This window comes from Bradyrhizobium sp. CAR08 (assembly GCF_052871955.1).
The window spans coordinates 95,255-119,054 of record NZ_JBIXJX010000021.1; the positions used below are offsets into that span (position 1 = coordinate 95,255).

Here is a 23,800-nt window from a genome sequence, read left to right on the forward strand (position 1 = left end):
ACCATAACGGTGGAGGAAACCCATGGATCGCCGCAAATTCATGGTCCGGTGTCTGAGCCTGCCGCTGCTGGCGCAGGTGGGAGCGACGCGCGCACAGGCTGGGCTCACCAAGATCATCTTCCCGTTCGCGGCCGGCGCGGGCGGCGACACGCTGTGCCGGCTGATCGCGCAGGAGATGGCGCCGGCACTGCAGCGGACCATCGTGGTCGAGAACCGCACCGGCGGTGACGGCCTGATCGGCATCAAGGCGGTGAAGGGGGGAAGCCCCGACGGCAGCATGGTGCTGGTGACGACCGGACCCACGATGTACCTGCTGCCGATGGTCGAGACGATTCCGAGCTTCGATGCTGCAAAGGATTTCGTCCCGGTCTCGCTGCTGGCGCGCTTTGAATTTGCGCTGGTGATCAGCCCGGCGGTCGACGCTGTGGATTTCAAGTCGTTCGCGGCCTGGCTGAAGGCACATCCGGACAGGACCTCGTTCGGCGTACCCAGCAGCGGCACCATTCCGCATTTCATGGGCTCGAAGCTGGAGAAGGACCTCGGCATTCCCTTGAGCCGCGTGCCCTATCGCGGCAGCGCAGCTATCCTCAACGACCTCGTCGGCGGCCATGTTCCGTTCGGGATCACCACGCTGGCCGACGCGCTTGCGCAGCATCGCGCCAAGGGCGTGAAGATCATCGCGGTGAGCAGCGCGGAACGTTCGCCCTTTGCCTCAGAGGTGCCGACCTTGAAAGAGAGCGGCATCGATCTCGTCGCCGACGCCTGGTACGGCATGTGGCTTCCCGCCGGCAGCTCGCCGGAATTCGCAAGCAAGCTCGGCGCGGCCGCAAGCGCCGCGCTCGCCAAGCCCGAGGTGAAGGAGAAGCTCACCGCGATCGGTCTGATCCCGGTGGGCAGCAGCGCGGAAGGTCTGACCAAGGAGCTCGCCGCCAACACCGCGTTCTGGCAGCCGGTCGTGAAGGCGACGGGGTACAAGATCGAGAATTAGTTTCTGTTTGCGCTCCGCTCTCCGCCGTCATGGCCGGGCTTGTCCCGGCCATCCACGTGCACCGCCACCTAACGCAAGACGTGGATGCCCGGGTCAAGCCCCGGCATGACGAGCTGAGAGAGGCTCTTTCCGCTCACTCACAGCTTCGCGCGCTGCGCGATCCCGTCCTTGATCGACGCCAGCTCCGCTTCGTCCCAAACACCGATCAAAATCCCGCCCTTCACCTGGAGCTGGTTGTCGGCATAGGCGGCGACCTTCTCGCGCGGCGTCGTGATGTGGTCGTTGGGATGCAGCGCCCAGTCGAACAGCTCGGCCTGCAGTCGAGCGATGACGCCGGCGCACTCGGGATCGTCGCCGCGATCCAGAAACTCTTCCGGATCGGTTTCGAGGTCGTACAGCATCGGGCGGAAGCCTGAGGCGTGGATGTATTTCCAGCGGCCGTCGAACACCATGAACAGGCGACAGCGTTCGATCGGCTGATTCAGCTTCAGCCGCACGTCCTGCATGACATAGTCGTATTCGGAGAACGCCACCTTGCGCCAATCCGGCGGACTCTCGCCGCGCAGCAGCGGCAGCAGCGAGCGTCCCTCGAGGATATGGCCCGGCACCTTGCCGCCGAAATAGTCGACGAAGGTCGGCGCGAGATCGATGGCTTCGACCAGCGCATCGTTGCGCGTGCCACGCGTCGCATCCGCCTCCTTCGAGGGATCGATGATGATGAGCGGGATCTTCGCCGACTGCTCGTGGAACAGATCCTTCTCGCCCATCCAGTGATCGCCGAGATAGTCGCCGTGATCGGAGGTGAACACGATCATGGTGGTGTCCAGCAGGTCGCGCTCCTCCAGGAACTTCATCAGCACGCCCATCTGGTCGTCGATCTGGGTGATCAGGCCCATATAGGTCGGGATCACCTTCTCGCGGGCATCGTCGCGCGCCATGTTGCGGGAGTAGCGCATGTCCATATAGGCGCCGAACACCGGATGCGGGCTCTGCCGCTCGCGCTCGGAGCGGATCACCGGGATCATGTCCGATGTCGAATACATGCTGGCGTAGGGTTCGGGCGCGATGTAGGGCCAGTGCGGCTTGATGTAGGACAGATGCAGGCACCACGGCCTGCCGTCGGTCTCGGCCTCGCCGATGAAATCCATGGCGCGTCGCGTCATGTAGGGCGTCTCGGAATGCTCGTCCGGCACGCGCGCGGCCTTGTCGGCATGCACGAGCAGCCAGCCGTTCTGGAGCGAGCCGTCCTCGGCCGCGCCTGAATTGGCCCAATGCTCCCAGGGATTGGGCGCATCAAAACCCTGCTGGCGCAGATATTCGTCGTATTTCGGACGCGGCCGCCCGGTGGGATGCAGGCCGTCGTCACGCTCATAGGGCTCGAACCCGCATTCGGCGACGTGCACGCCGATCATCGATTCCGGCGGGATGCCGAGCGCCTTCATGCCTTCGAGATCGGGCGCCATGTGGGTCTTGCCGACCAGCACGTTGCGCACGCCGAGCTTCTTGAGGTGATCGCCGAGGGTGGGCTCGCCGACCCGCAACGGCCAGCCGTTCCAGTGCGAGCCGTGCGAGCGCATGTAGCGCCCGGTGTAGAACGACATCCGCGAGGGGCCGCAGATCGGCGACTGCACATAGGCCTTGCTGAAGAGCACGCCGCGCTTCGCCATGGCGTCGATGTTCGGTGTCTTCAGCGTGGGATGGCCGGTGCAGCCGAGATAGTCATAGCGAAGCTGGTCGCACATGATCCAGAGAACGTTCTTCGCGCGCGCCATGCGTGATCCCTGCCGTTTCTTGATTGTGGGATGCTGCGCTATCGAGGGCGCGAAGACAAGCTATCAGCGATGCACGCGTCTGCGGCCGTACATTCCAGCGTCGTCCCGGCCTTCGCCGGGACGACGAAAAATCAAACCGACCACGGCTCCGCTTCGGCCGCGCTCTTCGCTTTCGCAGACACCGGGCTCTCGCCGATCACGTCCGCCAGGGCGCGCAGCGCTTCCTGCACGCCGTCGCCGGTGACGGCGGAGAGCAGCAGCGGCGTCTTCTTGGCGGCGCGCTTCAGCCGCTCCTTCTGCTTCTTCAACTCTTCCGGCTCGACCGCGTCGATCTTGTTCAGCGCGACGATCTCGATCTTGTCGGTGAGCTGCCCGGCATAGGCGTCCAGCTCCGTTCGCACCGTCTTGTAGGCCTTGCCGGCGTGCTCGCAGGTCGCATCGATGAGATGCAGCAGCACGCGGCAGCGCTCGACATGGGCGAGGAAGCGGTCGCCGAGACCGACGCCTTCATGCGCGCCTTCGATCAGGCCCGGAATGTCCGCCAGCACGAATTCGCGGCCGTCGGCATTCACGACGCCGAGCTGCGGATGCAGCGTGGTGAAGGGATAGTCGGCGATCTTCGGCTTGGCCGCGCTGACCTTGGCGAGGAAGGTCGATTTGCCGGCATTGGGCAGGCCGACGAGGCCGGCATCCGCGATCAGCTTCAGCCGCAGCCAGATCCAGCGCTCCTCGCCGGGCTGGCCCGGATTGGCATTGCGCGGCGCGCGATTGGTCGAGGTCTTGAAATGGGCGTTGCCGAAGCCGCCATTGCCGCCCTCGGCCAGCACGAACTTTTCGCCGACAGTGGTGAAATCGTGGATCATGGTCTCGCGATCTTCATCGAAGATCTGCGTGCCGATGGGGACCTTCAGCACGATCGACTTGCCATTGGCGCCGTGGCGGTCCGAGCCCGAGCCGTTCTCGCCCTTCTGGGCCTTGAAGTGCTGCTGGTAGCGATAGTCGATCAGCGTGTTCAGCCCGTCGGCGACCTCGATGATGACATTGCCGCCGCGGCCACCATTGCCGCCGGAGGGGCCGCCGAATTCAATGAATTTTTCGCGGCGGAACGCCACGCAGCCGTTTCCGCCGTCGCCGGAGCGGATATAGACCTTTGCTTCGTCTAGGAATTTCATGGGCCATAGGTAGGCCAGCCGGTCCCGCGCGGCAACCCGGATGGACCCGCAAATCGGCCGAAACCCGGCGATTTGTGGCCTTGCTTAACCAGCTGGCCGGCGCCGGATCAGGAATTTCTGCGTGCCCTCCAGCACCAGCTCCTTGCGCTGGTTGAACACGGTGCTTTTGAGCGTCACCGCGCCGGTCGAGCGTCCCGGCACCAGCTCGGTGACCTCGAGCGCGGGATAGATTGTGTCGTCGGCGAAGACAGGTTTGAGGAACCGGCTGGATTGCTCGAGGAAGCCGACCAGGGAGTCCTCGACCATGAACGGAAACAGGCCGGCGCCGGGCGCGGTGTGGATCAGCGTCTGGAAACCGTGGGCGAGCAGATGCGGCATGCCGCGGCTGCGGCAATACTCCACGTCGTAATGCACCGGGTGCGTATCGCCGCTCGCGGTCTGGAACGCCGCGAACACCGCCGTCGTCTGCGTGCGGCTCGGCAGCACGAAACGCTCGCCGACCACGAAATCCTCAAACCAGCGTTGCGCGGGGATCATGCGATGGCGGGCCGGGTCGAAGTCGGTCATAGCTAAGCTCTTTCCTGGCTCTCTTGTGAGACACCTGTCGCTACCGCGACGCGGAGAGTGCGACAATCCGTTCAATTCGTCCAACGCGGGCTTGTCGTGACGGCCTGCGTCATTACAACGGCGCTCAATGCCCCTGTTCAAGAATCTCTCGGCCTATGACGAACGCTCGGCGCGCCTTGCCGGGATTGCGCTCATGGTGCTGTCGATCTTCATGTTCTCGTTTGGCGATGCCATGGGCAAGTTCCTGGTCGGGACTTATTCGGTGGGGCAGCTGCTGTTCCTGCGCGCCTGCGCGGCGCTGCTGCTGCTGTCGCCGTTGGTCTGGCGGCAGCGTCACCAGTTCCTGCATCTGGAGCGGCCGGGTCTCCAGCTCTTTCGCGTCGTGCTGTCGACGCTGGAAGTGGCGGCCTTCTTCCTTGCGACGGTCTACCTGCCGCTCGCCGACGTCATCACCTATTATCTCGCCGGGCCCATTTTCGTCACCGCGATGTCGGCGATCTTTCTCGGCGAGAAGGTCGGCTGGCGGCGCTGGACGGCGATCCTGATCGGCTTCTGCGGCGTCCTGATCGCGCTGCGGCCCTCGGCACAGACGGTGAGCCTGCCGGCGCTGATCGCGCTTGGCGGCAGTCTTTCTTTCGCAACGCTGATGTTGATCACGCGCAGCCTGCGCAAGACGCCCGATATCGTGATGGCGTCGTCGCAATTCGTCGGCACGTTCTTGCTGGGCGCGGTGCTGTCGGCGTTCCACTGGGTGCCGCCGACATCGGGCAGCCTCGTGATCTTCGCGCTGGCGGGATGCGTCTCGGTCACGGCGCTGTTCTGCGTCAACCGATCGCTCAAGCTCGCGCCGGCCAGCGTCGTCGTGCCCTATCAATATTCGATGATCGTCTGGGCCGTGATCTTCGGCTTCGTCGTGTTCGGCGACGTGCCCGAAATCGCCACCATCGTCGGCGCCGCCATCATCATCGGCGCCGGATTCTATATTTATTTGCGTGAGCGCGATCTGGGGCGCGGGGACGCGGATGTGAATCCGCCAGCGTGATTACAGCGGAATAAATTCGAGCGTCGTCCTGGCTTTCACCAGGACGACAGTTTGAGCCGCCTCCGCCTCTACCTCACCCTTCGCGCACTGCTCCAGCTCTTCAGCGACGCCCACACGCCGCGCGAGAGACGGAAGCAGTCGACGGGCGTGGACGAGCCCAGCGACAGGAAGCGATGCAGCTGGACGCCGCTCCACTGGAAGCCGCACTTCTCCAGCACGTTGCGCGAGGCCGGGTTGGTGACGCGCGCGCCTGCATAGAGATGATCGTCCTCGAACTCCTCGAAGAAGAAGTCGATCGCGCCGCGCGCGGCCTCGGTGGCAAAGCCCCGGCCCCAATGCTCGACGCCGAGCCAATAGCCGAGCTCGGCATTCTGGGGCGTGGAGCAGTCGATGCCGACCATGCCGATGGGGCCGCTGTCATGCTCGATCAGGAACACGGTCTCGCCGCCGGGCAGGGCGCTGGCGCGGATGAAGGCGATGGCGTCGTCCTGCGAATAGGGATGCGGGAGGCGCCTGGTGTTTTCGGCGACGCGACGGTCGTTGGCGAGGAGGGCGATGGTCCTGACGTCGGCGAGGGTCGGCCGCCGCAAGGTCAGCCGCTCGGTGGCGACGACGCTGGGTCTCGCCTCCCGCAAGGTCACGCTCGAAAAGTCCTGCAACATGTCCGGCTCCGTCGAAGTCACTAAAGTGAAAAGTGAGCACGCAAACGAAAGGGGAGGCCGGTTTCCCGCCTCCCCTGGAGCCTTCGATCTCTGTGATCTCAAGGACTCCGCCGGTTCGGTCTGGGACCCGGCGGACTCCAAATTTGATCCACCGTCTATTCAGCCGCCTCTGCGAGCGGGAGCACCGAGATGAAGGTGCGGCCGTTGGCTTTGGCCTGGAACGTTACGCGACCCTCGATCTTGGCGAACAAGGTGTGGTCCGTGCCCATGCCGACATTAAGGCCGGGATGCCAGGTGGTGCCGCGCTGACGCGCAATGATGTTGCCGGGAATCACAACTTCCCCGCCGAACGCCTTGATACCGAGGCGCTTGCCCTTGGAATCGCGACCGTTGCGCGATGAACCGCCTGCTTTTTTGTGAGCCATGGCTCGTCTCCGAAATCCTGAGTATTTCTAGATCAATTCCTTGACGGAATCATTTCACAATTTCTCACGCATCAATTCGTGATGGCGCGTGATCAATTATGCGGCGGCCTCTTCGGTGGTCGTTTCCTTGACGACCTTCTCCCGCTTCGGACGCGGCCCCTTGGTGGGCTTGGCGCCGTCCGTCAGGATCTCCGAGATGCGCAGCACCGTGATCTCGTCGCGATAGCCGCGCTTGCGGCGCGAGTTCTTGCGGCGGCGCTTCTTGAAAGCGATGACCTTGGGACCGCGCTTGTGGTCGAGCACCTCGACCGCGACGGAGGCGCCCGCGACCGTGGGCAGACCCAGGATCGGCGTGTCGCCGCCGACCAGGAGAACTTCATTGAGCTGCACGATCGAGCCGACTTCGCCTTCGATCTTGCCTACTTCCAGGACATCATCCGGAACGACGCGGTACTGCCGGCCGCCGGTTTTGATGACTGCGAACATCGTTGTTTTCCTTCGTGTTCATTCCCGGCCTCGCGACATATTGTCGGGGCCGGCTTTTTGTCAGTCGTTATGGGTTTATGCGAGTTTTGTGCGGGCGGGAGTTATCCCTTTGAAAACCCACGCAAAAACAAGCGGCGCGAGAAACGCCCCGCGCCGGTTGCGGGATTTATAGCCGCTGATCCCCCGGAGTCAAGGAAAAGCCGGCGAAAACGGCCCGGATTTGAAGCATTTGGGCCCGATCCGGCCCGCAGGCGAATTTCGAACCGCGCCGCAACCAACAGGTTCCCCCGCCGTTGTCCCGGCGAATTCGGTCACACGGGCAAGGGGCTTACCATGGCAACAGACGAGCTGGTCAAGACGACGACGGGCATCGCCCATCACGGCGCCGAGCGGCTGCCGTCGGTGGATATCGACAGCTTCAACATCGAGATGAAGGACGAGGACGGCTTCATCGGCGACCGCGCCAGCAAGGGCGCGTTCAGGGAGATCCTCGAGCGCTGGCGCAAGCCGCTGCGCAAGTCCGGCGAGGACCCGTTCGGCAAGGAGCCGTCGGACGAGATCAGCAAGAAGACGCTGGACGCCATCCTGGTCGGCGATGACACCGAGGCCTGGGCGGTGGTGCATAGCGCCATCGAGGACTTCGCCCAGGAGCTCGCTTACGTCACCCGCCGCTTCCTCAAGTCCAAGGCCTGGGCCAAGACCGAGCGCATCGTGGTCGGCGGCGGTTTTCGCGATTCCCGGCTCGGCGAGCTCGCGATCGCGCGCACCGAGATTATCCTCATCGCCGAGGGCTTCAAGATCGACATGCTGCCGATCCGCCATCATCCCGACGAGGCCGGCCTGATCGGCGCGCTGCATTTGGCGCCGTCGTGGATCTTCGAGGCCCATGACAGCATCCTCGCCGTCGATATCGGCGGCACCAACATCCGCTGCGGCCTGGTTGAGACCAGCTGGAAAAAGGCAAAAGACCTGTCGAAAGCCAAGGTCGTGAAGTCCGAGCTGTGGCGTCATGCCGACGACGAGCCGACGCGCGAAGGCGCGGTGAAGCGGCTGACGAAGATGCTGAAGGGGCTGATCACCGAGGCCGAGAAGGAAGGCTACAAGCTGGCGCCGTTCATCGGCATCGCCTGTCCCGGCGTGATCAACGCGGACGGCTCCATCGAGAAAGGCGCACAGAACCTGCCGGGCAATTGGGAGAGCAGCAAGTTCAACCTGCCGGCGAGCCTGCTCGAGGGCATTCCGCAGATCGGCGAGCACGACACCGCGATCCTGATGCACAATGACGGCGTGGTTCAGGGCCTCTCCGAGGTGCCGTTCATGCAGGACGTCGATCGCTGGGGCGTGCTCACCATCGGCACCGGCCTCGGCAATGCCCGCTTCACCAACCGCCGCAAGGACAACGGCAAGGACAAAGACAAAGACCGCGATTCTACGGAGAACGGGAAGAAAAAGGCCAAGTCCGACAAGGAGTAACCTTGACTGGTTAGGTTAAGGACCGGATTGCGTTGCGGTGCACCGCCCGCACGCTACGGTCGAAACCGTCGCCTCACCTGGCCGGCGAAGCCGCCCTTCCCAGCCAGTATTTCAATGAGCGGCACCGGGACCGCCAGTGTTTACCGCGTCTGGCGGTCCCACCCCGCCTTTTGCGGGTACCAGTGATTCGGCACCGACGTGCCGCATCGGGCTCGCGCCGGGTCAGTGGCGAACGGCTCAGGCCCATTCCCGCGCAAACCGCCGCCGAAATCCGCGATCGCCCCCGATCATCACCGTGACTCGTGGGTCCAGCCGGAAAACCGGCCCGATTTTCGCCCTCGCAAGCCTTGTCTGGCCCGCCATCCTCGCCTATTAACGCCCGAACCACAGGGGCCATGCTCCTTACTTGGCGCCTTCAGGAGAGGTGGCAGAGTGGTCGAATGCACCGCACTCGAAATGCGGCATAGGTGCAAGCCTATCGGGGGTTCGAATCCCTCCCTCTCCGCCAACATCATCCGCCACAATAAAACGGCTTTCCAGAAAGCTCGGCAGATCAGTCTGATCTTGCCGGCTCTCGCTCCGCCAGCACCGTCCGCGCCGTCGCCACGAACGCCTGCGCGGCCGGCGACAGCGTCCGACCCTGGCGCTGCAGCAGCGACACCGGGCGGGTGATGGCAGGGCGTATCAGCGGCTTTGCGATCAGAGTTGGAAATTGATCGGCCGGCAGCATCGTCGCAGGAAGGATAGCAAGGCCGAGGCCCTGCGCCGTCATGGCGAGCGCGGTGTTGATCAGCGTCACTTCATAGGTCGGGTTGAGGTGCTTGCCCTGGCTCCCCAGCGCCTGATCGATCTGCATGCGTATCCGCGTCTCGCGCCGCATCGCGATCGTCGGCATCTGATCCAATTCGTCCCATGTCAGTGAGCGCCGTGCCGCGAAGTCGGGGGTGCGCCGGCCGATGGCGCTCAGGCGGCCGCGGGTCAGCGTCTCGATCGTCAGCTCCGCGAATTCTCCCTCGACGCTGCCGATCGCGAACTCCGCATCCGTCGCGATCAGACGTGGAACGAGATCGTCGGCGGCGACGTCGCGCATGTCGATTTCGATGTCGGGATAGCCTGCCCGGAATTTTGCCAGCACCGAGGGCAGCAGTGCCGATGCGGTACCGGCTGAGGCGAGAAACGCGACTCGGCCGGCGCGCGCCTGCGCGAGGTCACGCATGCGCCGCGACAGGCCCAGCGCATCGCCCAGCATCCGTTCGGCGGCATGAACTGCCTCGTCAGCGGCCCGCGTCGGCTGCACCGAACGAGTGGAGCGATCGAACAGTTTGACGCCGAGCTGCGCTTCGAGCTGTTGGATCAACAGGCTCGCCGCCGATTGCGTGATCCCCAGCTCGCGCGCAGCCCGCGTGATGCTGCGCGTACGGTACACGCCGGTGAAGGCCTGCAATTGCCGTAAGGTGACGTTCATAGGCAAAGCTCATGAATTGATGAGTTCTTTCCGGCTTATCACATAAGCGAGCATGCAATAAAATGCATGCCGTGGTCGGTGAAGCGGCGATCGCCAAGGGATTGGAAACGAACATGAGGACACAGGTGCTGGTGGTGGGCGCCGGGCCCGTCGGATTGACCGCGGCGATGGATCTGGCTTCCCGTGGGATCGACGTCGTGGTCGCGGAGATCCGCCATGCCGGCGATCCGCCCAGCGTCAAATGCAATCACGTCTCGGCGCGTTCGATGGAGATCTTCCGCCGGCTCGGCGTCGCCGCAAAGCTGCGCGACGCAGGCCTGCCCGCAGATTTCCCGAACGACTGCTCCTACCGGACCACGGCGACCGGCATCGAGCTGTGCCGCATCGACATTCCCTCGCGCGCACGCCGCTACAGCGCCACCGGCGGCCCCGACACCTGGTGGCCGACGCCGGAGCCGCCGCACCGGATCAACCAAGTCTATCTCGAGCCGATCCTGTTCAGCCATGCCGCCGCTCAGTCGCGCATCACCATTCTGGCGCGCACGGAAATCACGGACATCGAGCAGAATGACGACCATGTGGTCGCATTGGCGCGCGACCTCGACAGCGGAAGCTCGCTCCGCATCGAGGCTTCCTTTGTGATCGGTTGCGATGGCAGCCGTTCCCTGGTTCGCAGATCGATCGGCGCCAACCTGTCCGGCACGCCGGTGATCCAGCGCGTGCAATCGACCTTCATCGAAGCGCCGCAGCTCAAGGAGCTGATGGGCGCGCACAAGCCGGCCTGGATGGTGCTCTCGCTCAACCCGCGACGCTCAGGCACGACGGTGGCGATCGACGGTCAGGACCGCTGGCTGATCCATAATCACCTGAAGCCAGACGAGCCCGAATTTGATTCGGTCGATCGGGACTGGGCGATCCGCGCCATTCTCGGCGTCGACGAGCGCTTCGAATACCGCGTCCTCAGCAAGGAGGACTGGGTCGGCCGCCGGCTTGTCGCCGATCGCTTCCGCGAACGCAGAGTCTTCATCTGCGGCGACGCCGCGCATCTGTGGATGCCGTATGCGGGCTACGGCATGAATGCGGGGATTGCGGACGCCGTCGACCTGTGCTGGCAGGTGGCGGCGCATCTGAACGGGTGGGCGCCGGCTTCGATCCTGGATGCCTACGAGGCGGAGCGTCAGCCCATCACCGAACAGGTGTCGCGCTTTGCCATGGACCATGCGATGAAGATGATGGCGCAGCGTGGTGGAGTCTCCGCGGAGATCGAGGACGACACGCCGCGCGGCCACGCCGCGCGCGCAGCGCTGGCCAGGGCGGCCTACGATCTCAACGTGCAGCAATATTGCTGTGCCGGATTGAACTTCGGCTACTATTACGATGCCTCGCCGATCATCGCCTATGACGGCGAGACGCCGCCCGCTTACGCGATGGGCAGCTTCACCCCCTCCACCGTGCCGGGCGCTCGCGCGCCGCACCTGTTTCTGCGGGACGGGCGATCGCTCTACGATGCCTTCGGCGTCGGCTACACTTTGCTGCGGTTCGATCCGGCGATCGATGTAGCGCCATTGAAGTCTGCCGCAGAGCAGCGCGGCATTCCGCTCGCGCTGCTCGACATTGCGCCGGACGAAGCGAACGGCGCGTATGCCGAGAAGCTGGTGCTGGCGCGGCCCGATCAGCACATCGCCTGGCGCGGGCAGGCCGCGCCAGCGGACCCACAAGGCTTGCTGACGCGCATCACCGGCGCTTGGGCGTAAGGCGGTTTGAAGCGGACGGTCTCGCGGCGAAGTCCGCCGGCAGGTGATTTACAAAGTCGTGGTTCACAAAACAAAAAAAGACTCGCACCAGGAGGGAAACGTGTTTCACGTTGCAAGCCGCCGCATTTTGGCCGTGCTGACGGCCGCGAGTTTCGCCGTGCTGCCGCTGGAGGCGGTCCGAGCGGTCTATCCCGAGCAATTGATCAAGATCATCGTGACCTTTCCGCCCGGCGGCAGCGCCGATACCGTCATCCGCGCGCTCGAACCGCTGGTCACTGCCGAGCTCAAACAGGGTCTCGTGATCGAGAACCGCGCGGGTGCTGGAGGCAACATCGGCATGGCCGCGGTCGCGCAGGCCAAGCCTGACGGCTATACGCTCGGCATTGCGCCGGCAGGCAGCCTGACGGTCAATCCGCATCTCAATTCGTCGATGCCGTTCGATCCGAAGGATCTTGCGCCGATCACCCTGCTCGCGAAAATTCCCTTCGTGCTGGTTGCGTCAGCGAACGTGCCGGCGCATACGGTCGCGGAATCGATCGCGCTCGCCAAGGCCAAGCCGGGCGCGTTGTCGATCGGGCATGGCGGCAATTCGACCGCCATGCACTTGACCGCGGCACTGTTCACGCAGAAGACCGGGATCGCCATGGAGCTGGTCCCCTATCGCGGGACCGCGCCGGCGACGGTCGATGTTCTCGCAGGCCATGTCCCCTTCGCGGTACTGGATATCCCCGCATCGAGGCAACTGATCCTCGAAGGTAAGCTCAACGCCATCGGTGTGTCGTCTGCGCAGCGTCTGTCGTCCTTGCCTGATGTGCCGACACTCGCCGAGAGCGGTATTGCGGGTTTCGAATCCGTTGGCTGGTTCGGGCTGGTTGCTCCGGCCGGCACGCCAGCCGATATCGTCGGCCGGTTGAACGAAGCCTTCGGAAAGGCCCTGAAGGATCCATCGGTGGTCGAGAAGATCCGGACGCTTGGCGCAGAGCCTGCACCGACCTCGCCGGAGGAGTTCAGCCGCTTCATCCAAAGCGAAAGCTCGAAATGGGGCAAGCTGATCAGTGAAGCGGGCATCAAGGCGAATTAAGTGTCCCACGCAGCCCTGCTGCTCGTCGGCAATCATCCCCGGCTCGCCTTCAGCGCCCGCCGCATCACGATCGCGGTCTAGAAACACGATTCCGCCCCGGCGTAAGTCATTGATCTTGCAGCTCCCGGCTACTGTGCATGGGGTTGTTTTCGCGCTTTTTGTTGTTGGGCCTTGGGAGGCTTACAGGTAATCGTCGCGACACCGGCTGGCCTCGCCAGTTCGGATCACCACCGACAAGGCGAGATGGGCATGCACTCTTCCGGCAGCGGCTTGGGCAACGGGCTTCTTGGCGTCATCATCTTCAGCGCATCGCTGCCGGCGACCCGCGTGGCGGTCGGCGGGTTTTCCGCGCTGTTCCTGACCTCGGCGCGCGCGGTCATCGCGGCGCTGATCGGTGTGGCCGTGCTCGGCCTGCTCCGTCAGGCGCGGCCGCAGCGCAAGGATCTCGTCTCGCTCGCGATCGTCGCCATCGGCGTCGTGGTCGGCTTTCCCTTGCTGACGGCGCTTGCGCTGCAGCACATCACCTCGGCGCATTCGATCGTCTTCATTGGCCTCTTGCCGCTGTCGACCGCGATCTTCGGCGTGCTGCGCGGCGGCGAGCGGCCGCAGCCGATGTTCTGGCTCTTTGCAATTCTGGGCAGCGCCACTGTCGCCGGCTTTGCGCTCTCCAACGACGGCACCGCATCGCTGACCGGCGATCTGCTGATGGTCGCGGCGATCGTGCTGTGCGGGCTCGGCTATGCCGAAGGCGCCGCGCTGTCGCGCCGGCTCGGCGGCTGGCAGGTGATCTCCTGGGCGCTGCTGCTGTCGCTGCCGCTGATGGTGCCGGTCGCGATTCTAACCTGGCCGTCGACATGGAGCGGCGTCGGTGTGCCCGCCTGGATCGGACTCGCCTACGTCTCGGTCTTCAGCATGTTCGTCGGTTTCATCTTCTGGTACCGCGGGCTTGCGATCGGCGGCATCGCCCGCGTCGGCCAGTTGCAGCAGCTCCAGCCGTTCTTCGGCCTTGCGCTTGCAGGCCTGCTCCTGCACGAACCTGTGGCCTGGAGCATGATCGTCGCGACCGCGCTGGTGGTCGCCTGCGTCTTCTTCGCACGGCGGTTTGCCTGAGGCCGGATTGATGCGGCCTTACCTCTTGCCCGGTTGCGGTTTTTCAATCCCCGGCAGCTGCGCGATTCCCTTGGCGAGAAAATCGACCAGCAGCCGGACCCGCGCGATGCCGGACCGCTCCGGGACGATCAGCATGTTGAGCGGAACGGACGGCGGCGCGTAGTCTTCAAGCACGCGCTCGAGTTGGCCGGAGGCAAGCAGGTCGTCGACGAGCCAAAGATGCGCCGGCGCAATGCCACGACCGGCCGCGAGCGCCTCGCGTGCGGCAAGCCCGTGATCCACCCGCAGCCGCCCTGCGAAGGGGACCACATGACGGCCGCCGCGGCGCCCGTGCAGCACGAGCACGTCGCTGCCGGCGATGTTCGACATCCTGACACCCTCGTGGCTGGCGAGGTCTTGCGGGCGCGCGGGCCTGCCGCGCGACGCCAGATAGTCCGGTGCGGCCACAAGCACCCGCCGCGACTGACCAAGCAGCCTGAGCTTCATCGAGCTGTCGGGGAGTGGCCCCAGGCGCAGGGCGATATCGACACCTTCCCGCACAAGGTCGATCCGCTCGTCGGTCAGGCTGAGATCCACCGCCACGTCCGGATAGCGGTCCTGGAACGCGAACAGCAAACGACTGACGTGGAGCACGCCGAAAGCCGCGGTGCAGGAGACGCGTACCGTTCCGGCAGGCGCGCCGCGTGTGCTGCGCGCCTCGTCGCCGGCGAGTTCGACCAGGCGCAGGATCTGCACGCAGTCGGCGTAATAGCGGCGCCCCTCCTCCGTCATCGTCACGCTGCGCGTCGTCCGCGTGAGCAGCGGCACGCCGACGGCCTGCTCCAGTTCCCGAAGATGTCGCGTCACTGTCGACTGGCCGAGACCAAGCTCGCGCGCGACCGCGGACAGGCTTCCGCGCTCGGCGACCCGCACGAAGCTGCGCATGCGTTCGAGCGTCACGTCCGATTTATCCATATTTCGGCATGATCCTATCCATCGGCGACAACTACCGGATTGCAGTCGGAGGCGCTACCTGCTGCTCGCAATCGTCAACCAAGGTGCTGATCATGAAAGTGTTGATCGTCTTCGCTCACCCCGAGCCGCGTTCCCTCAATAGCTCGCTCCGCGATGTCGCCGTCAGAGAACTCGAGGCTGAGGGACACGAGGTGCGGGTGTCAGACCTTTACGCCGAGGGATGGACATCCGAAATCGGCCGCGCCGATTTTCCGCTGCTGCCGCCGGACGCGCGGCTGGCGCCGGCCGCCGCCTCCAAGCAGGCGTTCGAGTCGGGCACACTCACGGCGGACGTCAAGGCCGAGATCGAGAAGCTGCTGTGGGCGGACGTTCTGATCCTGCAATTCCCGCTGTGGTGGTTCAGCATGCCGGCCATCCTCAAGGGCTGGGTCGACCGCGTGTTCGCCTACGGTTTCGCCTATGGCGTCGGCGAGCACAGCGACAAGCGGTGGGGCGACCGTTACGGCGAAGGCAGGCTGGCGGGCAAACGCGCGATGCTGATCGTGACCGCCGGCGGCTGGCAGGAGCATTATTCGGCGCGCGGGATCAACGGGCCGATCGACGACCTGCTGTTCCCGATCAATCACGGCATCCTCTATTATCCCGGCTATGACGTGCTTCCGCCGTTCGCCGTCTACAAGGCCGACAAACTGGACGAAGCGGGTTTCCAGGCGACTGCCGAACGTTTGCGCGAGAGGATGCGAACGCTTGCGACGACATCCCCGATTCCCTACCGGCGCCAGAATGGCGGCGATTACCTGATTCCGAGCATGCGGCTCCGCGCAGGACTTGGGCATTCCGGCGCGACCGGCTTCGCGCTTCACGTCGAACAGGTCGAGGCACGCAGCCCAATGGGTGAAACGAGCTCCGTGCACTCGACGGCTGAGGGGTGCGCGGCAACAGCGTAATCCGCCGCTCGCGCAAGGAATCACCCCATCACCGTCCGCGTCAGCGTGCTCCGCGCAAACTTCTTCAGCGGCATCGGCTTGCCGAACAGAAAACCCTGCACGAGGTCGAAGCCGAGCTCGTTGGCGGCGACGAGGTCGGCGCGGCTCTCGACGCCCTCGGCGATGGCGCGCACGCCATAGCCATGCGAAAGCTCGACGATGTGGCGGCACACCGTGCGCTTGAGGCGATCAGTGCCGCTGCCGGTGACGAAGTGCCGGTCGGCCTTCAGCTTGATGAAGGGAATTTTTCCAAGGTCCATCAGCGACGGCCAGTTGGCGCCGAGATTGTCGACCGACAGGCCGATATTGTGCAGACGCAGTTCGCGGGCGACCTCGGCCAGGAGATCGAGATCGCGGATCGCCTCCTCGCTGTCGATTTCGATCGTCAGCCCGCCGAACGCCGGATGCGTCGGCATGCGCCGGCAGAGATCACGCACGGCTTGCGGCTCCTTCAGATAGGACGCCGGCAAATTGATCGCGAGATCGACCGGGCTCTGCTGCTCCAGTAGATAGTGCCAGTCCTGCATGGCGCGCTCGATCACGAATTCGGAGAGGTCGCGCATATTCGGGTCGTGCTCTTCGGGGATGAAATAGGCGGGCGGCACCACGCCCCAGGTCGGATGCCGCATCCGCACCAGCGCCTCGGCGCTATTGCGAATCAGCGTGCGCGCGTCGATCTTGGGTTGGTACCAGAGCTCGAGCCAGCCGGCGTGCAGGGCCTCGCCGACGTGCACGGCGGGGCTCGGCGCCGGCTCCTCGGGCAACAGCATCGCGACACGGTCGCGCAGCGTCTCCGCGGCAAACGGCGTCGTCAGCGGCGGCAGCATCTTGAGGCCGTATTCCTCGCCGACCTGCTGCACGGCCCTGACGATGATCGACTCGCGGGCGCCCACAGTCAGAACCCTGCCGTCGAAGGCCTCGCGCACCAGCGTCTCCAAAAATTTGCCGGGCTCGATGCCGTCGGCGGCGATGCCGAGCAGGATCAGGTCGGGCAATTCGCTTGTCAGCACGCTCTGCAGCTCCTCGGCACTGGCGCATTCGGTGGTGACGAAGCCGAGATCCTCCAGCACTTCCGCGAGAAACGCGCGAAGATGGCGCTTGCCGTCGGCCACGCAGGCGCGCGGCTTCACCTTTCGCCGTCCGAAGGTTTTCGGCCTTCGTTCGGCGAGTTCTACAATTTCGTCGTTCATCGCAAGCACTCCCGTTCCGTGCCGGTGTGTTAGCGACGTGAGCAGTTTCAAATATGGAAGGCTTCAGTCGATTGTCGAATTATCTGAGTAACGTTAAAGCGCCCATCACGTCTAAAATTGTCTGGATCTCGGTCGGGAAGTTTTTACGTCTACCCGCGCGCCGGGCGCAGGGTTGCGACAATCACTGGAGATCTCGCGACGTGCAGTGCGGCTGCATGTACGCGCACTGTCCTGCAATTGGACCAAGCCACGCGCGCCTCGCCCAATTGAATAATGGAGCGCCTCAATTGCGCGCGACGCGCGCATTTTTCCCGGTTCGCTCGTGACGGTTCTGCGACAATGCGTCGGTGCGCGCTGGCGCCAATGTGAAGCACATCACAAGCGGATTGCTGCACGTGCGCTATTGCTCTGGGCAGCCGGTGGTGGGCTGTCGAGGATCGCAGCAATGACGTCGCGGCGAATAATGTATTGGTGGTTCAGGTTCGTGCTGTCAGGGCGATTTCTCGATCGTTTCCTGTGCCTGCCGCGCGCGCATTAGCGCGGGATCAGGTTTGGCCGATCAGCTTGCGCAACGCGGCCGCGCCGTCCTCGATCGCATCGCGTCCCTTCCAGGCCAGATAGGACAGCTTGCCACCGAGCGTGTCGTGGCTGCGCAGCCGGCGCGAACCGAGAATGTGGCCGACATTGGAGGGGAAGCGGCTCACCTCGGCGGACACCAGCGCCGCGATCGCGTCCATCAATTGCTGGAGCCGAATGCCCCATTCGCAATGCTCGATGCCGTCGATCCGCACCTTGAGCGCATATTCGGTCTCGTAGATCTCGGCGAGCAGGTCGCGCGCAATCAGCACCCGGTTGTGCCGGAGCGCGATCCGCAAGGCGAGGCGCCTGTCGTCGAGCTGGTCGAGCACCATGTGAACGACGCAGGCATAGGGCGCGGCGGCGACATCGGCGGCGCTCTTGCTCGCTGCGGCCTTGGTGGCAAGGCGCACCAATTGCCAGAACGTCTTCAGCCGCCTCGCCACCAGCGTCAGCGCGAACGGCAGCGCCTCGGGATGGGCCTTCTTGAAGGCGTCCAATCGGGCGGTGATCTGATCAACCGTGCCGTCGTCGAACTTCGCGATCTTCTCGGGCAGCCTGTCATTGAACTTCGGCAGCGCGGCGCCGGCGCGCAGCACATGTTGGATCTTCTTCACGTCCTCGAAGGCGGTGCGCGATGCCGTGTATTGCGCGAGCTTGCCGCGCGCGAACTCGGTGCTCTCCGCTGATGCGAGGGTGCTTTCGAGAACCTTGACGACCTTGGTCTGGAAGGTCGATGCGATCTTCAGCACTTCCTTCTGGTTGTTGGCGGCGACCTGGTCGTTGATCGCCTTGATGTAGTCGCGTGCCATGGTCGGCAGCAGGTCGCGGCAGATCCACTCCCAGATCGGGGTGAGGGTGTTGCGCGAGATCCGCCCCATGTTGGCATGCTCGGGCGCGCCGTCGATCAGAAGCAGCTCGAGCGGCGCAAAGAAATGGCGCGAGGGACTGGTGGCGCGCGCCTGGTTCGATCCGTCCTTGCGAAATTCGGCGCGCAACCGGGACTGCAGGTCGGACGAGCCCGGCATGTCGATGCCGCACAGCTCAAGCCGTTCGAGCTCGCTGAGCAGGCAGCTGCGCGACAGCGGCGTCAGCTTCTGCAGGAAGTTCGATAGCTGGTCGATCTCGTTCATGGCACGCAATCTTCCGCAACGTTTCCAGCAGGCCTACCGACCCCATGCATGGAGGCATTTGCGCGCTCTCAATTGCGACATAGAGAAGCAAGCTGCCGTTAATATATCCGTAAAATCCAAGGCCGCAGGTAATCGGCGCGGATCTGATCGTTAAGAAGGCGTCGAGTGACCCGCCTATCATGTGGGCAGGTTCAGCAACCTAAGAATGTTGAGGGACGTTGCCACTCAAGCATAAAGTGTGCCTCTGCCGGGGTTTCAGCACAAAACTGCCAAATTCACCGTAGTCCTACGGAGCAAAAAGTTAACTACAGACCGCGTTGGGTTCCGCTAAACGAGTGACATGGGGTCACAGAATGATACGGCCACTGATTCGCGGCCGTCGGAATGGTACGAAGGCAACGCCGCTCCAACTGAAGAGCTCGATGTCGTCCGTCTGAACGCCGCCCGTGCCAAGGCGGCCGACGAAATGGCCGCCGCCATCGCCCGCGAGCTCAACGGTCCCCTCACGGCGCTCCTGCTCTACATGGGCGAGATCAAGCGTCACAGCGATCAGCTCGCACCGGTGACGGGCGACCGTGCCTATTTGCAGCGGGTCGTGGAGAATGCGCTGGTGCAGACCGAGCGGGTTTGTGGCCTCGTCAAGCAGCTTGCCGGTTCTCACACGGGTGGCCTGCCGATCGCGTCCAGGGCCGAGGACGCCGAATCGAAGCTCGCGCGCGCACCACAGCCGCAGCGCCTGCCGAGCGCCGAAATCCTCGGCCTGTCACGCCAGAAGCGGCTGACCAAGCGCGAGCGCGAGGTGCTGAGGCTGATCAGCGAGGGTTATTCGAACAAGCAGGGTGCGCTTCGGATGCAGATCAGCCCGCGCACCTTCGAGAGCCATCGCGCCGAGGCGATGCGGAAGCTCGGTGCGCGCAACACGGCGGACCTCGTCCGTGCGGCGCTGCTGCATTCGATCGACTGAAGGGCCTTGCGTCGGGCCGCCCGGCAGCGGGCGAGGGCCAAGCGTGAGGCATTTCTCGAAAAAGACCCGCGGCTCCGACCGTGCTCAGAAATAATCTTCGGCGAAGGGACGCGCGCGCGACGAGGGCCGCAGCGGCTTGAGCTCGTCCTTCGGCACGTTGGGAATGATCGTGATGGTCCAGCGGGGCGGCATGCTCGATTCCTGCTCCAGCACCGAACGTACGAAGCCGGTCACCGTCGCCTCGCCAGCGGCCACCGTCGCCATCCGGCCGTTGAACTGTGCGATGCGGAAGCGGCGAACTTCTTTCTGGTCCGCGGTCTCGTAGGTGAACATGGAAACCCTCCTGGTTTCCGGCGACTATCGCTGCCTATGATTAGCCATCTGTGAAAATCCCAAGCCGTAGAAGTACGGCGGGCATGCACGCGTGAGTGGTTGGAGCGTTTCGAGCGAGCGCGTCAGCCCTCCGGCTCCTGCGCGCGCGCGGCAGCGTAGGCGGCGTCCATCAGGTCCAGGAGGTCGCAAAATCCGGCGTCGCCGAGCCTCTCCGCGGTCTTCTCCAGCCGCAGCGCCAGCACCGCGAGCCTGACATAGCCGAACGTTCCGGCCGCGCCCTTCAGCGAATGCGCTTCGCGGGCGATCCTGCCGTGGTGCTGCGCGAGCGAGAGCGTGCGGAACGATTGCAGACGCGCGCAGGTTTCGCTCCAGAACACGTCGCGCACTTCGCAAGCACCATCCTCGCCGATCTCGCGCACCAGCGCCTGGTACGCGCCCGGCTCGCGCGCGGGTTCGGCATCAAGCACTGTTTGCGCAGGCGCGACGGTGACTTCGAACATGGTTTGGCCTGCCTTGATCACGGTTTGCCGCCGGCCCGTACAGGCGCGCGCGGCACATCCGTGTCTACGGCATCTGGATTTCAGTTCCGGTAGCAGGACATTCCGTGTTTGCGGGCCGGAATTAGCGGCCGGTTTACCACGCCGCAGCGCCAGTCAGCGCGGGCCGAGCAGCCGGTCATACTGCGCCTTCACGGTGGCGTAGCATTCGCACGCCGTCTGGCGCAGGCCGTCCAGGTTAAGGATCTGGATGTGTCCGCGGCTGTAGTTAATGAAATTCGCCTGCTGCAAGGTGTTGGCGACCAGCGACACGCTGTTGCGCCGAGCGCCGATCATCTGCGCCATCGCCTCCTGGGTCAGCAGCAGCCGGTAGTCGCCGGAGAGGTCATGGGTGTGGAGCAGGCAGCGCGACAGCCGTGACTCCACCGGATGAGCGGCGTTGCAGCCCGCGGTCTGCTGCACCTGCGCGTAGACCGCCAGTCCGTGACGCGTGAGCAGCGTCCGCAGGGTGCAGCTCTGGTCGGCCGCGACGCGCAGCCGGTCGAGGTCCATCATCGAGGCGGAGCCTGGAACCAGCACGATGGCCGTGTTCAGCGCGCAGGCATCGCCCATGATAGAGAGCGTTCCGAGCAGGCTGTCGCGGCCGATCATGGCGACTTGCACGTGCTCGCCCCTGGCGAGCTCCACCACCAGCGAGATGACGCCGCGATGGGGAAAGTAGGCGCGCTTGAGCGTTTCGCCGGTCGCGACCAGCACCGCGTCGTGCGGCAGATCGCCCGTCCGCAGGTGGGGGCGGATCAATTCATAATCGTCCGCCGACAGCGCGGACAGGAAACCGTTGGAGGAACGTACCATTGTTTCCAAAGTAGCCTCCCGTCTCCCGGACCAGCACGGGAAACTGCTTGTCGTTCGGCCACGTTCCATCATGTTCCCGTCGGGATATATTGGCAATTGGGACAAGACGTCCGATCGCAGTCAGTGCCGCTGCACGTCGGCCTCGCCAAGACAGATTCCCTGACCCAATTCCTACCGAGCTGGGAACCAGCAGATCCAGATGGTGCGGCTGGAGAATCGGTTTGGAGCTTGTTCGCGGTCATGGTTGATCCGGCGCGTTTCAAGGTCATCCGCGCCGCGTCGTCGTCATGGAGTTGCCTTGGCGCCGCGTGGCCGCAGATTCCGCGTCAATCGTCTTTCCGGCTCCGCCAAGGACGCTCTCAACAGTCCATTTCTCGAGCAAAGGAGCATGGCGTGCGCCACGGTTCAATTATTGAATCGCCAAATCGGGAAGCTCAAACGGGGACAGAAGATCTGCGCCATATTCTCGTCGTCGATGACGACCCGATGGTCTGCATGGCCATCGAGGTCTATCTCCCGCGCAGCAATTTTCGGGTGACGATCGCCGAAGGAGGGGAAGCCGGACTTCGTGCGCTCGAACACGAACAGTTCGATCTGATGATCATCGATATCTTCATGCCGCACATGCGCGGGCTCGAATCGGTCAGAATCTTTCACGAGCGGGCGCCGGCCGTTCCGCTGATAGCGATGTCCGGCTACGCGTTCGCAAATCTGAATTCGCCGGCCCCGAATTTCCTCCGGATGGCGCTGGAGCTCGGTGCGGCGCGCTGTCTGCGCAAGCCGTTCACGCCGCACGCGCTGCTCGCCGCCATCAACGATTGCCTGGCGGAGCACCGTCCCCAGGGCGAGCTTGCCTCGGCCGCGCGCCTGGGTTAGCGCGGCACCGGCCGCAGCGGACGCGGGTAACGGTTCGTTTACCGCAAATGCGGGTGATGCATATCCCGGCAAAGCACCAGGCGACGTGGCGAGACCGGCCCGGGCTGCAGGCAGCTCGATACAATTTGCGCGAAGACCGCGCATATCTCCTTCACAAGCAGGGCTTTCCCGCGCGCCGGGTCTCGCTGTTATCGGCACGTTCACCTAACGCGTCTCGCCGCTGCGGCGTGGGGCCGGTCTTGCCGAAAAACGCTGTCGCATGCAGTCGAACGGCAAACTTGTCTTCAATATCCGTATTAGCACGGAGGATGAAATTAACGGGACCGTGAAAGGGGATGTCTAACGATCCAAGGTGGGGGCTTCCGTTCATGCCAGCGCGGCTCGGGCGTCGAGGTCCAGATCCAGGTCTGTAAGGCGTAGCTCATGGATGATCTGTTGCGGGAGTTTTTGACGGAAACCAGCGAGAGCCTGGACACCGTGGACAATCAGCTGGTGAAGTTCGAGCAGGAGCCGAACAACGCCAAGATCCTGGATAACATTTTCCGGCTGGTCCACACCATCAAGGGCACGTGCGGCTTCCTCGGATTGCCGCGACTGGAAGCGCTGGCGCATGCCGGCGAGACGCTGATGGCGCTGCTCGCCGCCATCAACGATTGCCTGGCGGAGCACCGTCCCCAGGGCGAGCTTGCCTCGGCCGCGCGCCTGGGTTAGCGCGGCACCGGCCGCAGCGGACGCGGGTAACGGTTCGTTTACCGCAAATGCGGGTGATGCATATCCCGGCAAAGCACCAGGCGACGTGGCGAGACCGGCCCGGGCTGCAGGCAGCTCGATACAATTTGCGCGAAGACCGCGCATATCTCCTTCACAAGCAGGGCTTTCCCGCGCGCCGGGTCTCGCTGTTATCGGCACGTTCACCTAACGCGTCTCGCCGCTGCGGCGTGGGGCCGGTCTTGCCGAAAAACGCTGTCGCATGCAGTCGAACGGCAAACTTGTCTTCAATATCCGTATTAGCACGGAGGATGAAATTAACGGGACCGTGAAAGGGGATGTCTAACGATCCAAGGTGGGGGCTTCCGTTCATGCCAGCGCGGCTCGGGCGTCGAGGTCCAGATCCAGGTCTGTAAGGCGTAGCTCATGGATGATCTGTTGCGGGAGTTTTTGACGGAAACCAGCGAGAGCCTGGACACCGTGGACAATCAGCTGGTGAAGTTCGAGCAGGAGCCGAACAACGCCAAGATCCTGGATAACATTTTCCGGCTGGTCCACACCATCAAGGGCACGTGCGGCTTCCTCGGATTGCCGCGACTGGAAGCGCTGGCGCATGCCGGCGAGACGCTGATGGGCAAATTCCGTGACGGCATGCCGGTGACGGGGCAGGCGGTGACGGTGATCCTGTCCTCGATCGACCGCATCAAGGAAATTCTGGCCGGGCTGGAGGC

23 protein-coding genes, 1 tRNA gene and 1 pseudogene are annotated in these 23,800 nt (G+C 64.1%); 12 read left to right on the forward strand and 13 right to left on the reverse strand.

Annotated features, from left to right (window positions below; translation table 11 throughout):
* Window positions 1-22 precede the first annotated feature (22 nt).
* The gene (locus ACIPUD_RS32980) at window positions 23-988 is read left to right on the forward strand and encodes a Bug family tripartite tricarboxylate transporter substrate binding protein (protein WP_018459857.1); all 966 of its coding nucleotides are present in this window, start codon (window positions 23-25) and stop codon (window positions 986-988) included.
* 137 nt (window positions 989-1,125) lie between these two features.
* Here ACIPUD_RS32980 and ACIPUD_RS32985 read toward each other — a convergent pair whose 3' ends face one another.
* From ACIPUD_RS32985 to ACIPUD_RS32995, 3 genes are all read right to left on the reverse strand, one after another.
* Window positions 1,126-2,760: an alkaline phosphatase family protein gene (locus ACIPUD_RS32985; protein WP_446482293.1), complete on the reverse strand. Its 1,635-nt coding sequence runs from the start codon at window positions 2,758-2,760 to the stop codon at window positions 1,126-1,128.
* 131 nt (window positions 2,761-2,891) lie between these two features.
* The gene (obgE, locus tag ACIPUD_RS32990; protein WP_446482294.1) at window positions 2,892-3,932 is read right to left on the reverse strand and encodes a GTPase ObgE; all 1,041 of its coding nucleotides are present in this window, start codon (window positions 3,930-3,932) and stop codon (window positions 2,892-2,894) included.
* Window positions 3,933-4,016: 84 nt separating this feature from the next.
* Window positions 4,017-4,499, reverse strand: coding sequence for a MaoC family dehydratase (locus ACIPUD_RS32995; protein WP_085383878.1), 483 nt, complete (start codon window positions 4,497-4,499; stop codon window positions 4,017-4,019).
* 127 nt (window positions 4,500-4,626) lie between these two features.
* On the opposite strand from ACIPUD_RS32995, the gene ACIPUD_RS33000 reads away from it, so the two are divergent.
* The gene (locus tag ACIPUD_RS33000; protein WP_275174163.1) at window positions 4,627-5,541 is read left to right on the forward strand and encodes a DMT family transporter; all 915 of its coding nucleotides are present in this window, start codon (window positions 4,627-4,629) and stop codon (window positions 5,539-5,541) included.
* A gap of 68 nt (window positions 5,542-5,609) precedes the next feature.
* Here the strand turns inward: ACIPUD_RS33000 and ACIPUD_RS33005 are convergent, their stop codons facing one another.
* The 3 genes from ACIPUD_RS33005 to rplU form a co-directional block, all read right to left on the reverse strand.
* Entirely contained in the window at window positions 5,610-6,203 is a 594-nt protein-coding gene (locus ACIPUD_RS33005) for a GNAT family N-acetyltransferase (RefSeq protein ID WP_446482295.1), read from the reverse strand.
* Window positions 6,204-6,358: 155 nt separating this feature from the next.
* Window positions 6,359-6,628: a 50S ribosomal protein L27 gene (rpmA, locus tag ACIPUD_RS33010; protein ID WP_018459863.1), complete on the reverse strand. Its 270-nt coding sequence runs from the start codon at window positions 6,626-6,628 to the stop codon at window positions 6,359-6,361.
* Between the two features lie 96 nt (window positions 6,629-6,724).
* Complete coding sequence (gene rplU, locus ACIPUD_RS33015; protein WP_007598925.1) at window positions 6,725-7,114, reverse strand: 50S ribosomal protein L21; 390 nt, start codon at window positions 7,112-7,114, stop codon at window positions 6,725-6,727.
* Between the two features lie 333 nt (window positions 7,115-7,447).
* Here rplU and ACIPUD_RS33020 point away from each other — a divergent pair, with 333 nt between their 5' ends.
* The gene (locus tag ACIPUD_RS33020) at window positions 7,448-8,587 is read left to right on the forward strand and encodes an ROK family protein (protein ID WP_018459864.1); all 1,140 of its coding nucleotides are present in this window, start codon (window positions 7,448-7,450) and stop codon (window positions 8,585-8,587) included.
* Between the two features lie 418 nt (window positions 8,588-9,005).
* A tRNA-Ser gene (locus tag ACIPUD_RS33025) sits at window positions 9,006-9,095 on the forward strand.
* Between the two features lie 45 nt (window positions 9,096-9,140).
* Here the strand turns inward: ACIPUD_RS33025 and ACIPUD_RS33030 are convergent.
* Complete coding sequence (locus ACIPUD_RS33030; protein ID WP_018459865.1) at window positions 9,141-10,052, reverse strand: LysR family transcriptional regulator; 912 nt, start codon at window positions 10,050-10,052, stop codon at window positions 9,141-9,143.
* A gap of 113 nt (window positions 10,053-10,165) precedes the next feature.
* Between ACIPUD_RS33030 and ACIPUD_RS33035 the strand changes: the two genes are divergently transcribed.
* The 3 genes from ACIPUD_RS33035 to ACIPUD_RS33045 all read left to right on the forward strand — a co-directional run bounded on the left by ACIPUD_RS33035 (window position 10,166) and on the right by ACIPUD_RS33045 (window position 13,997).
* Window positions 10,166-11,806 (forward strand): FAD-dependent oxidoreductase, encoded by a 1,641-nt coding sequence (locus ACIPUD_RS33035; RefSeq protein ID WP_446482296.1) that lies wholly within the window; start codon window positions 10,166-10,168, stop codon window positions 11,804-11,806.
* 100 nt (window positions 11,807-11,906) lie between these two features.
* Window positions 11,907-12,887: a Bug family tripartite tricarboxylate transporter substrate binding protein gene (locus ACIPUD_RS33040; protein WP_377828721.1), complete on the forward strand. Its 981-nt coding sequence runs from the start codon at window positions 11,907-11,909 to the stop codon at window positions 12,885-12,887.
* Window positions 12,888-13,136: 249 nt separating this feature from the next.
* The gene (locus ACIPUD_RS33045) at window positions 13,137-13,997 is read left to right on the forward strand and encodes a DMT family transporter (protein WP_026233895.1); all 861 of its coding nucleotides are present in this window, start codon (window positions 13,137-13,139) and stop codon (window positions 13,995-13,997) included.
* A gap of 18 nt (window positions 13,998-14,015) precedes the next feature.
* Here the strand turns inward: ACIPUD_RS33045 and ACIPUD_RS33050 are convergent, their stop codons facing one another.
* The gene (locus ACIPUD_RS33050; protein ID WP_446482297.1) at window positions 14,016-14,951 is read right to left on the reverse strand and encodes a LysR family transcriptional regulator; all 936 of its coding nucleotides are present in this window, start codon (window positions 14,949-14,951) and stop codon (window positions 14,016-14,018) included.
* A 92-nt stretch (window positions 14,952-15,043) separates the two neighbouring features.
* Between ACIPUD_RS33050 and ACIPUD_RS33055 the strand changes: the two genes are divergently transcribed.
* Window positions 15,044-15,898 carry an NAD(P)H-dependent oxidoreductase gene (locus tag ACIPUD_RS33055; protein ID WP_446482298.1) on the forward strand — a complete coding sequence of 285 codons (855 nt, stop codon included), beginning with the start codon at window positions 15,044-15,046 and terminating at the stop codon, window positions 15,896-15,898.
* 20 nt (window positions 15,899-15,918) lie between these two features.
* Here the strand turns inward: ACIPUD_RS33055 and ACIPUD_RS33060 are convergent, their stop codons facing one another.
* A complete protein-coding gene (locus ACIPUD_RS33060) occupies window positions 15,919-17,127 on the reverse strand; it encodes an EAL domain-containing response regulator (RefSeq protein ID WP_026233896.1) in 1,209 nt (402 codons plus the stop codon).
* A gap of 545 nt (window positions 17,128-17,672) precedes the next feature.
* Window positions 17,673-18,836 (reverse strand): hypothetical protein, encoded by a 1,164-nt coding sequence (locus ACIPUD_RS33065; RefSeq protein ID WP_247473605.1) that lies wholly within the window; start codon window positions 18,834-18,836, stop codon window positions 17,673-17,675.
* A 340-nt stretch (window positions 18,837-19,176) separates the two neighbouring features.
* Between ACIPUD_RS33065 and ACIPUD_RS33070 the strand changes: the two genes are divergently transcribed.
* Window positions 19,177-19,800 (forward strand): LuxR C-terminal-related transcriptional regulator, encoded by a 624-nt coding sequence (locus tag ACIPUD_RS33070; protein WP_446482299.1) that lies wholly within the window; start codon window positions 19,177-19,179, stop codon window positions 19,798-19,800.
* An 84-nt stretch (window positions 19,801-19,884) separates the two neighbouring features.
* Here ACIPUD_RS33070 and ACIPUD_RS33075 read toward each other — a convergent pair whose 3' ends face one another.
* The 3 genes from ACIPUD_RS33075 to ACIPUD_RS33085 all read right to left on the reverse strand — a co-directional run bounded on the left by ACIPUD_RS33075 (window position 19,885) and on the right by ACIPUD_RS33085 (window position 21,485).
* A complete protein-coding gene (locus ACIPUD_RS33075; protein WP_018459875.1) occupies window positions 19,885-20,133 on the reverse strand; it encodes a hypothetical protein in 249 nt (82 codons plus the stop codon).
* 122 nt (window positions 20,134-20,255) lie between these two features.
* A complete protein-coding gene (locus ACIPUD_RS33080; protein ID WP_018459876.1) occupies window positions 20,256-20,633 on the reverse strand; it encodes an Hpt domain-containing protein in 378 nt (125 codons plus the stop codon).
* Window positions 20,634-20,786: 153 nt separating this feature from the next.
* Window positions 20,787-21,485, reverse strand: coding sequence for a Crp/Fnr family transcriptional regulator (locus tag ACIPUD_RS33085; protein WP_018459877.1), 699 nt, complete (start codon window positions 21,483-21,485; stop codon window positions 20,787-20,789).
* Between the two features lie 393 nt (window positions 21,486-21,878).
* Here ACIPUD_RS33085 and ACIPUD_RS33090 point away from each other — a divergent pair, with 393 nt between their 5' ends.
* From ACIPUD_RS33090 to ACIPUD_RS33100, 3 genes and pseudogenes are all read left to right on the forward strand, one after another.
* Window positions 21,879-22,361, forward strand: coding sequence for a response regulator (locus tag ACIPUD_RS33090; protein WP_446482302.1), 483 nt, complete (start codon window positions 21,879-21,881; stop codon window positions 22,359-22,361).
* A 423-nt stretch (window positions 22,362-22,784) separates the two neighbouring features.
* Window positions 22,785-22,991: pseudogene (locus ACIPUD_RS33095) on the forward strand (Hpt domain-containing protein); the annotation flags it as partial.
* A 504-nt stretch (window positions 22,992-23,495) separates the two neighbouring features.
* A partial coding sequence (locus ACIPUD_RS33100) for an Hpt domain-containing protein (protein WP_446482300.1) occupies window positions 23,496-23,800 on the forward strand: 305 nt, incomplete at its 3' end.

Coding starts and splice junctions, on each gene's coding strand:
- rpmA (WP_018459863.1), bottom strand. CDS start 6,628: ATGGCTCACAAAAAAGCAGGCGGTTCATCGCGCAACGGTCGCGATTCC.
- ACIPUD_RS32995 (WP_085383878.1), bottom strand. CDS start 4,499: ATGACCGACTTCGACCCGGCCCGCCATCGCATGATCCCCGCGCAACGC.
- ACIPUD_RS33000 (WP_275174163.1), top strand. CDS start 4,627: ATGCCCCTGTTCAAGAATCTCTCGGCCTATGACGAACGCTCGGCGCGC.
- ACIPUD_RS33020 (WP_018459864.1), top strand. CDS start 7,448: ATGGCAACAGACGAGCTGGTCAAGACGACGACGGGCATCGCCCATCAC.
- ACIPUD_RS33080 (WP_018459876.1), bottom strand. CDS start 20,633: ATGTTCGAAGTCACCGTCGCGCCTGCGCAAACAGTGCTTGATGCCGAA.
- ACIPUD_RS33030 (WP_018459865.1), bottom strand. CDS start 10,052: ATGAACGTCACCTTACGGCAATTGCAGGCCTTCACCGGCGTGTACCGT.
- ACIPUD_RS33085 (WP_018459877.1), bottom strand. CDS start 21,485: ATGGTACGTTCCTCCAACGGTTTCCTGTCCGCGCTGTCGGCGGACGAT.
- ACIPUD_RS32985 (WP_446482293.1), bottom strand. CDS start 2,760: ATGGCGCGCGCGAAGAACGTTCTCTGGATCATGTGCGACCAGCTTCGC.
- ACIPUD_RS33075 (WP_018459875.1), bottom strand. CDS start 20,133: ATGTTCACCTACGAGACCGCGGACCAGAAAGAAGTTCGCCGCTTCCGC.
- obgE (WP_446482294.1), bottom strand. CDS start 3,932: ATGAAATTCCTAGACGAAGCAAAGGTCTATATCCGCTCCGGCGACGGC.
- ACIPUD_RS33005 (WP_446482295.1), bottom strand. CDS start 6,203: ATGTTGCAGGACTTTTCGAGCGTGACCTTGCGGGAGGCGAGACCCAGC.
- ACIPUD_RS33060 (WP_026233896.1), bottom strand. CDS start 17,127: ATGAACGACGAAATTGTAGAACTCGCCGAACGAAGGCCGAAAACCTTC.
- ACIPUD_RS33035 (WP_446482296.1), top strand. CDS start 10,166: ATGAGGACACAGGTGCTGGTGGTGGGCGCCGGGCCCGTCGGATTGACC.
- ACIPUD_RS33045 (WP_026233895.1), top strand. CDS start 13,137: ATGCACTCTTCCGGCAGCGGCTTGGGCAACGGGCTTCTTGGCGTCATC.
- ACIPUD_RS33050 (WP_446482297.1), bottom strand. CDS start 14,951: ATGGATAAATCGGACGTGACGCTCGAACGCATGCGCAGCTTCGTGCGG.
- ACIPUD_RS33070 (WP_446482299.1), top strand. CDS start 19,177: ATGGGGTCACAGAATGATACGGCCACTGATTCGCGGCCGTCGGAATGG.
- rplU (WP_007598925.1), bottom strand. CDS start 7,114: ATGTTCGCAGTCATCAAAACCGGCGGCCGGCAGTACCGCGTCGTTCCG.
- ACIPUD_RS33065 (WP_247473605.1), bottom strand. CDS start 18,836: ATGAACGAGATCGACCAGCTATCGAACTTCCTGCAGAAGCTGACGCCG.
- ACIPUD_RS32980 (WP_018459857.1), top strand. CDS start 23: ATGGATCGCCGCAAATTCATGGTCCGGTGTCTGAGCCTGCCGCTGCTG.
- ACIPUD_RS33055 (WP_446482298.1), top strand. CDS start 15,044: ATGAAAGTGTTGATCGTCTTCGCTCACCCCGAGCCGCGTTCCCTCAAT.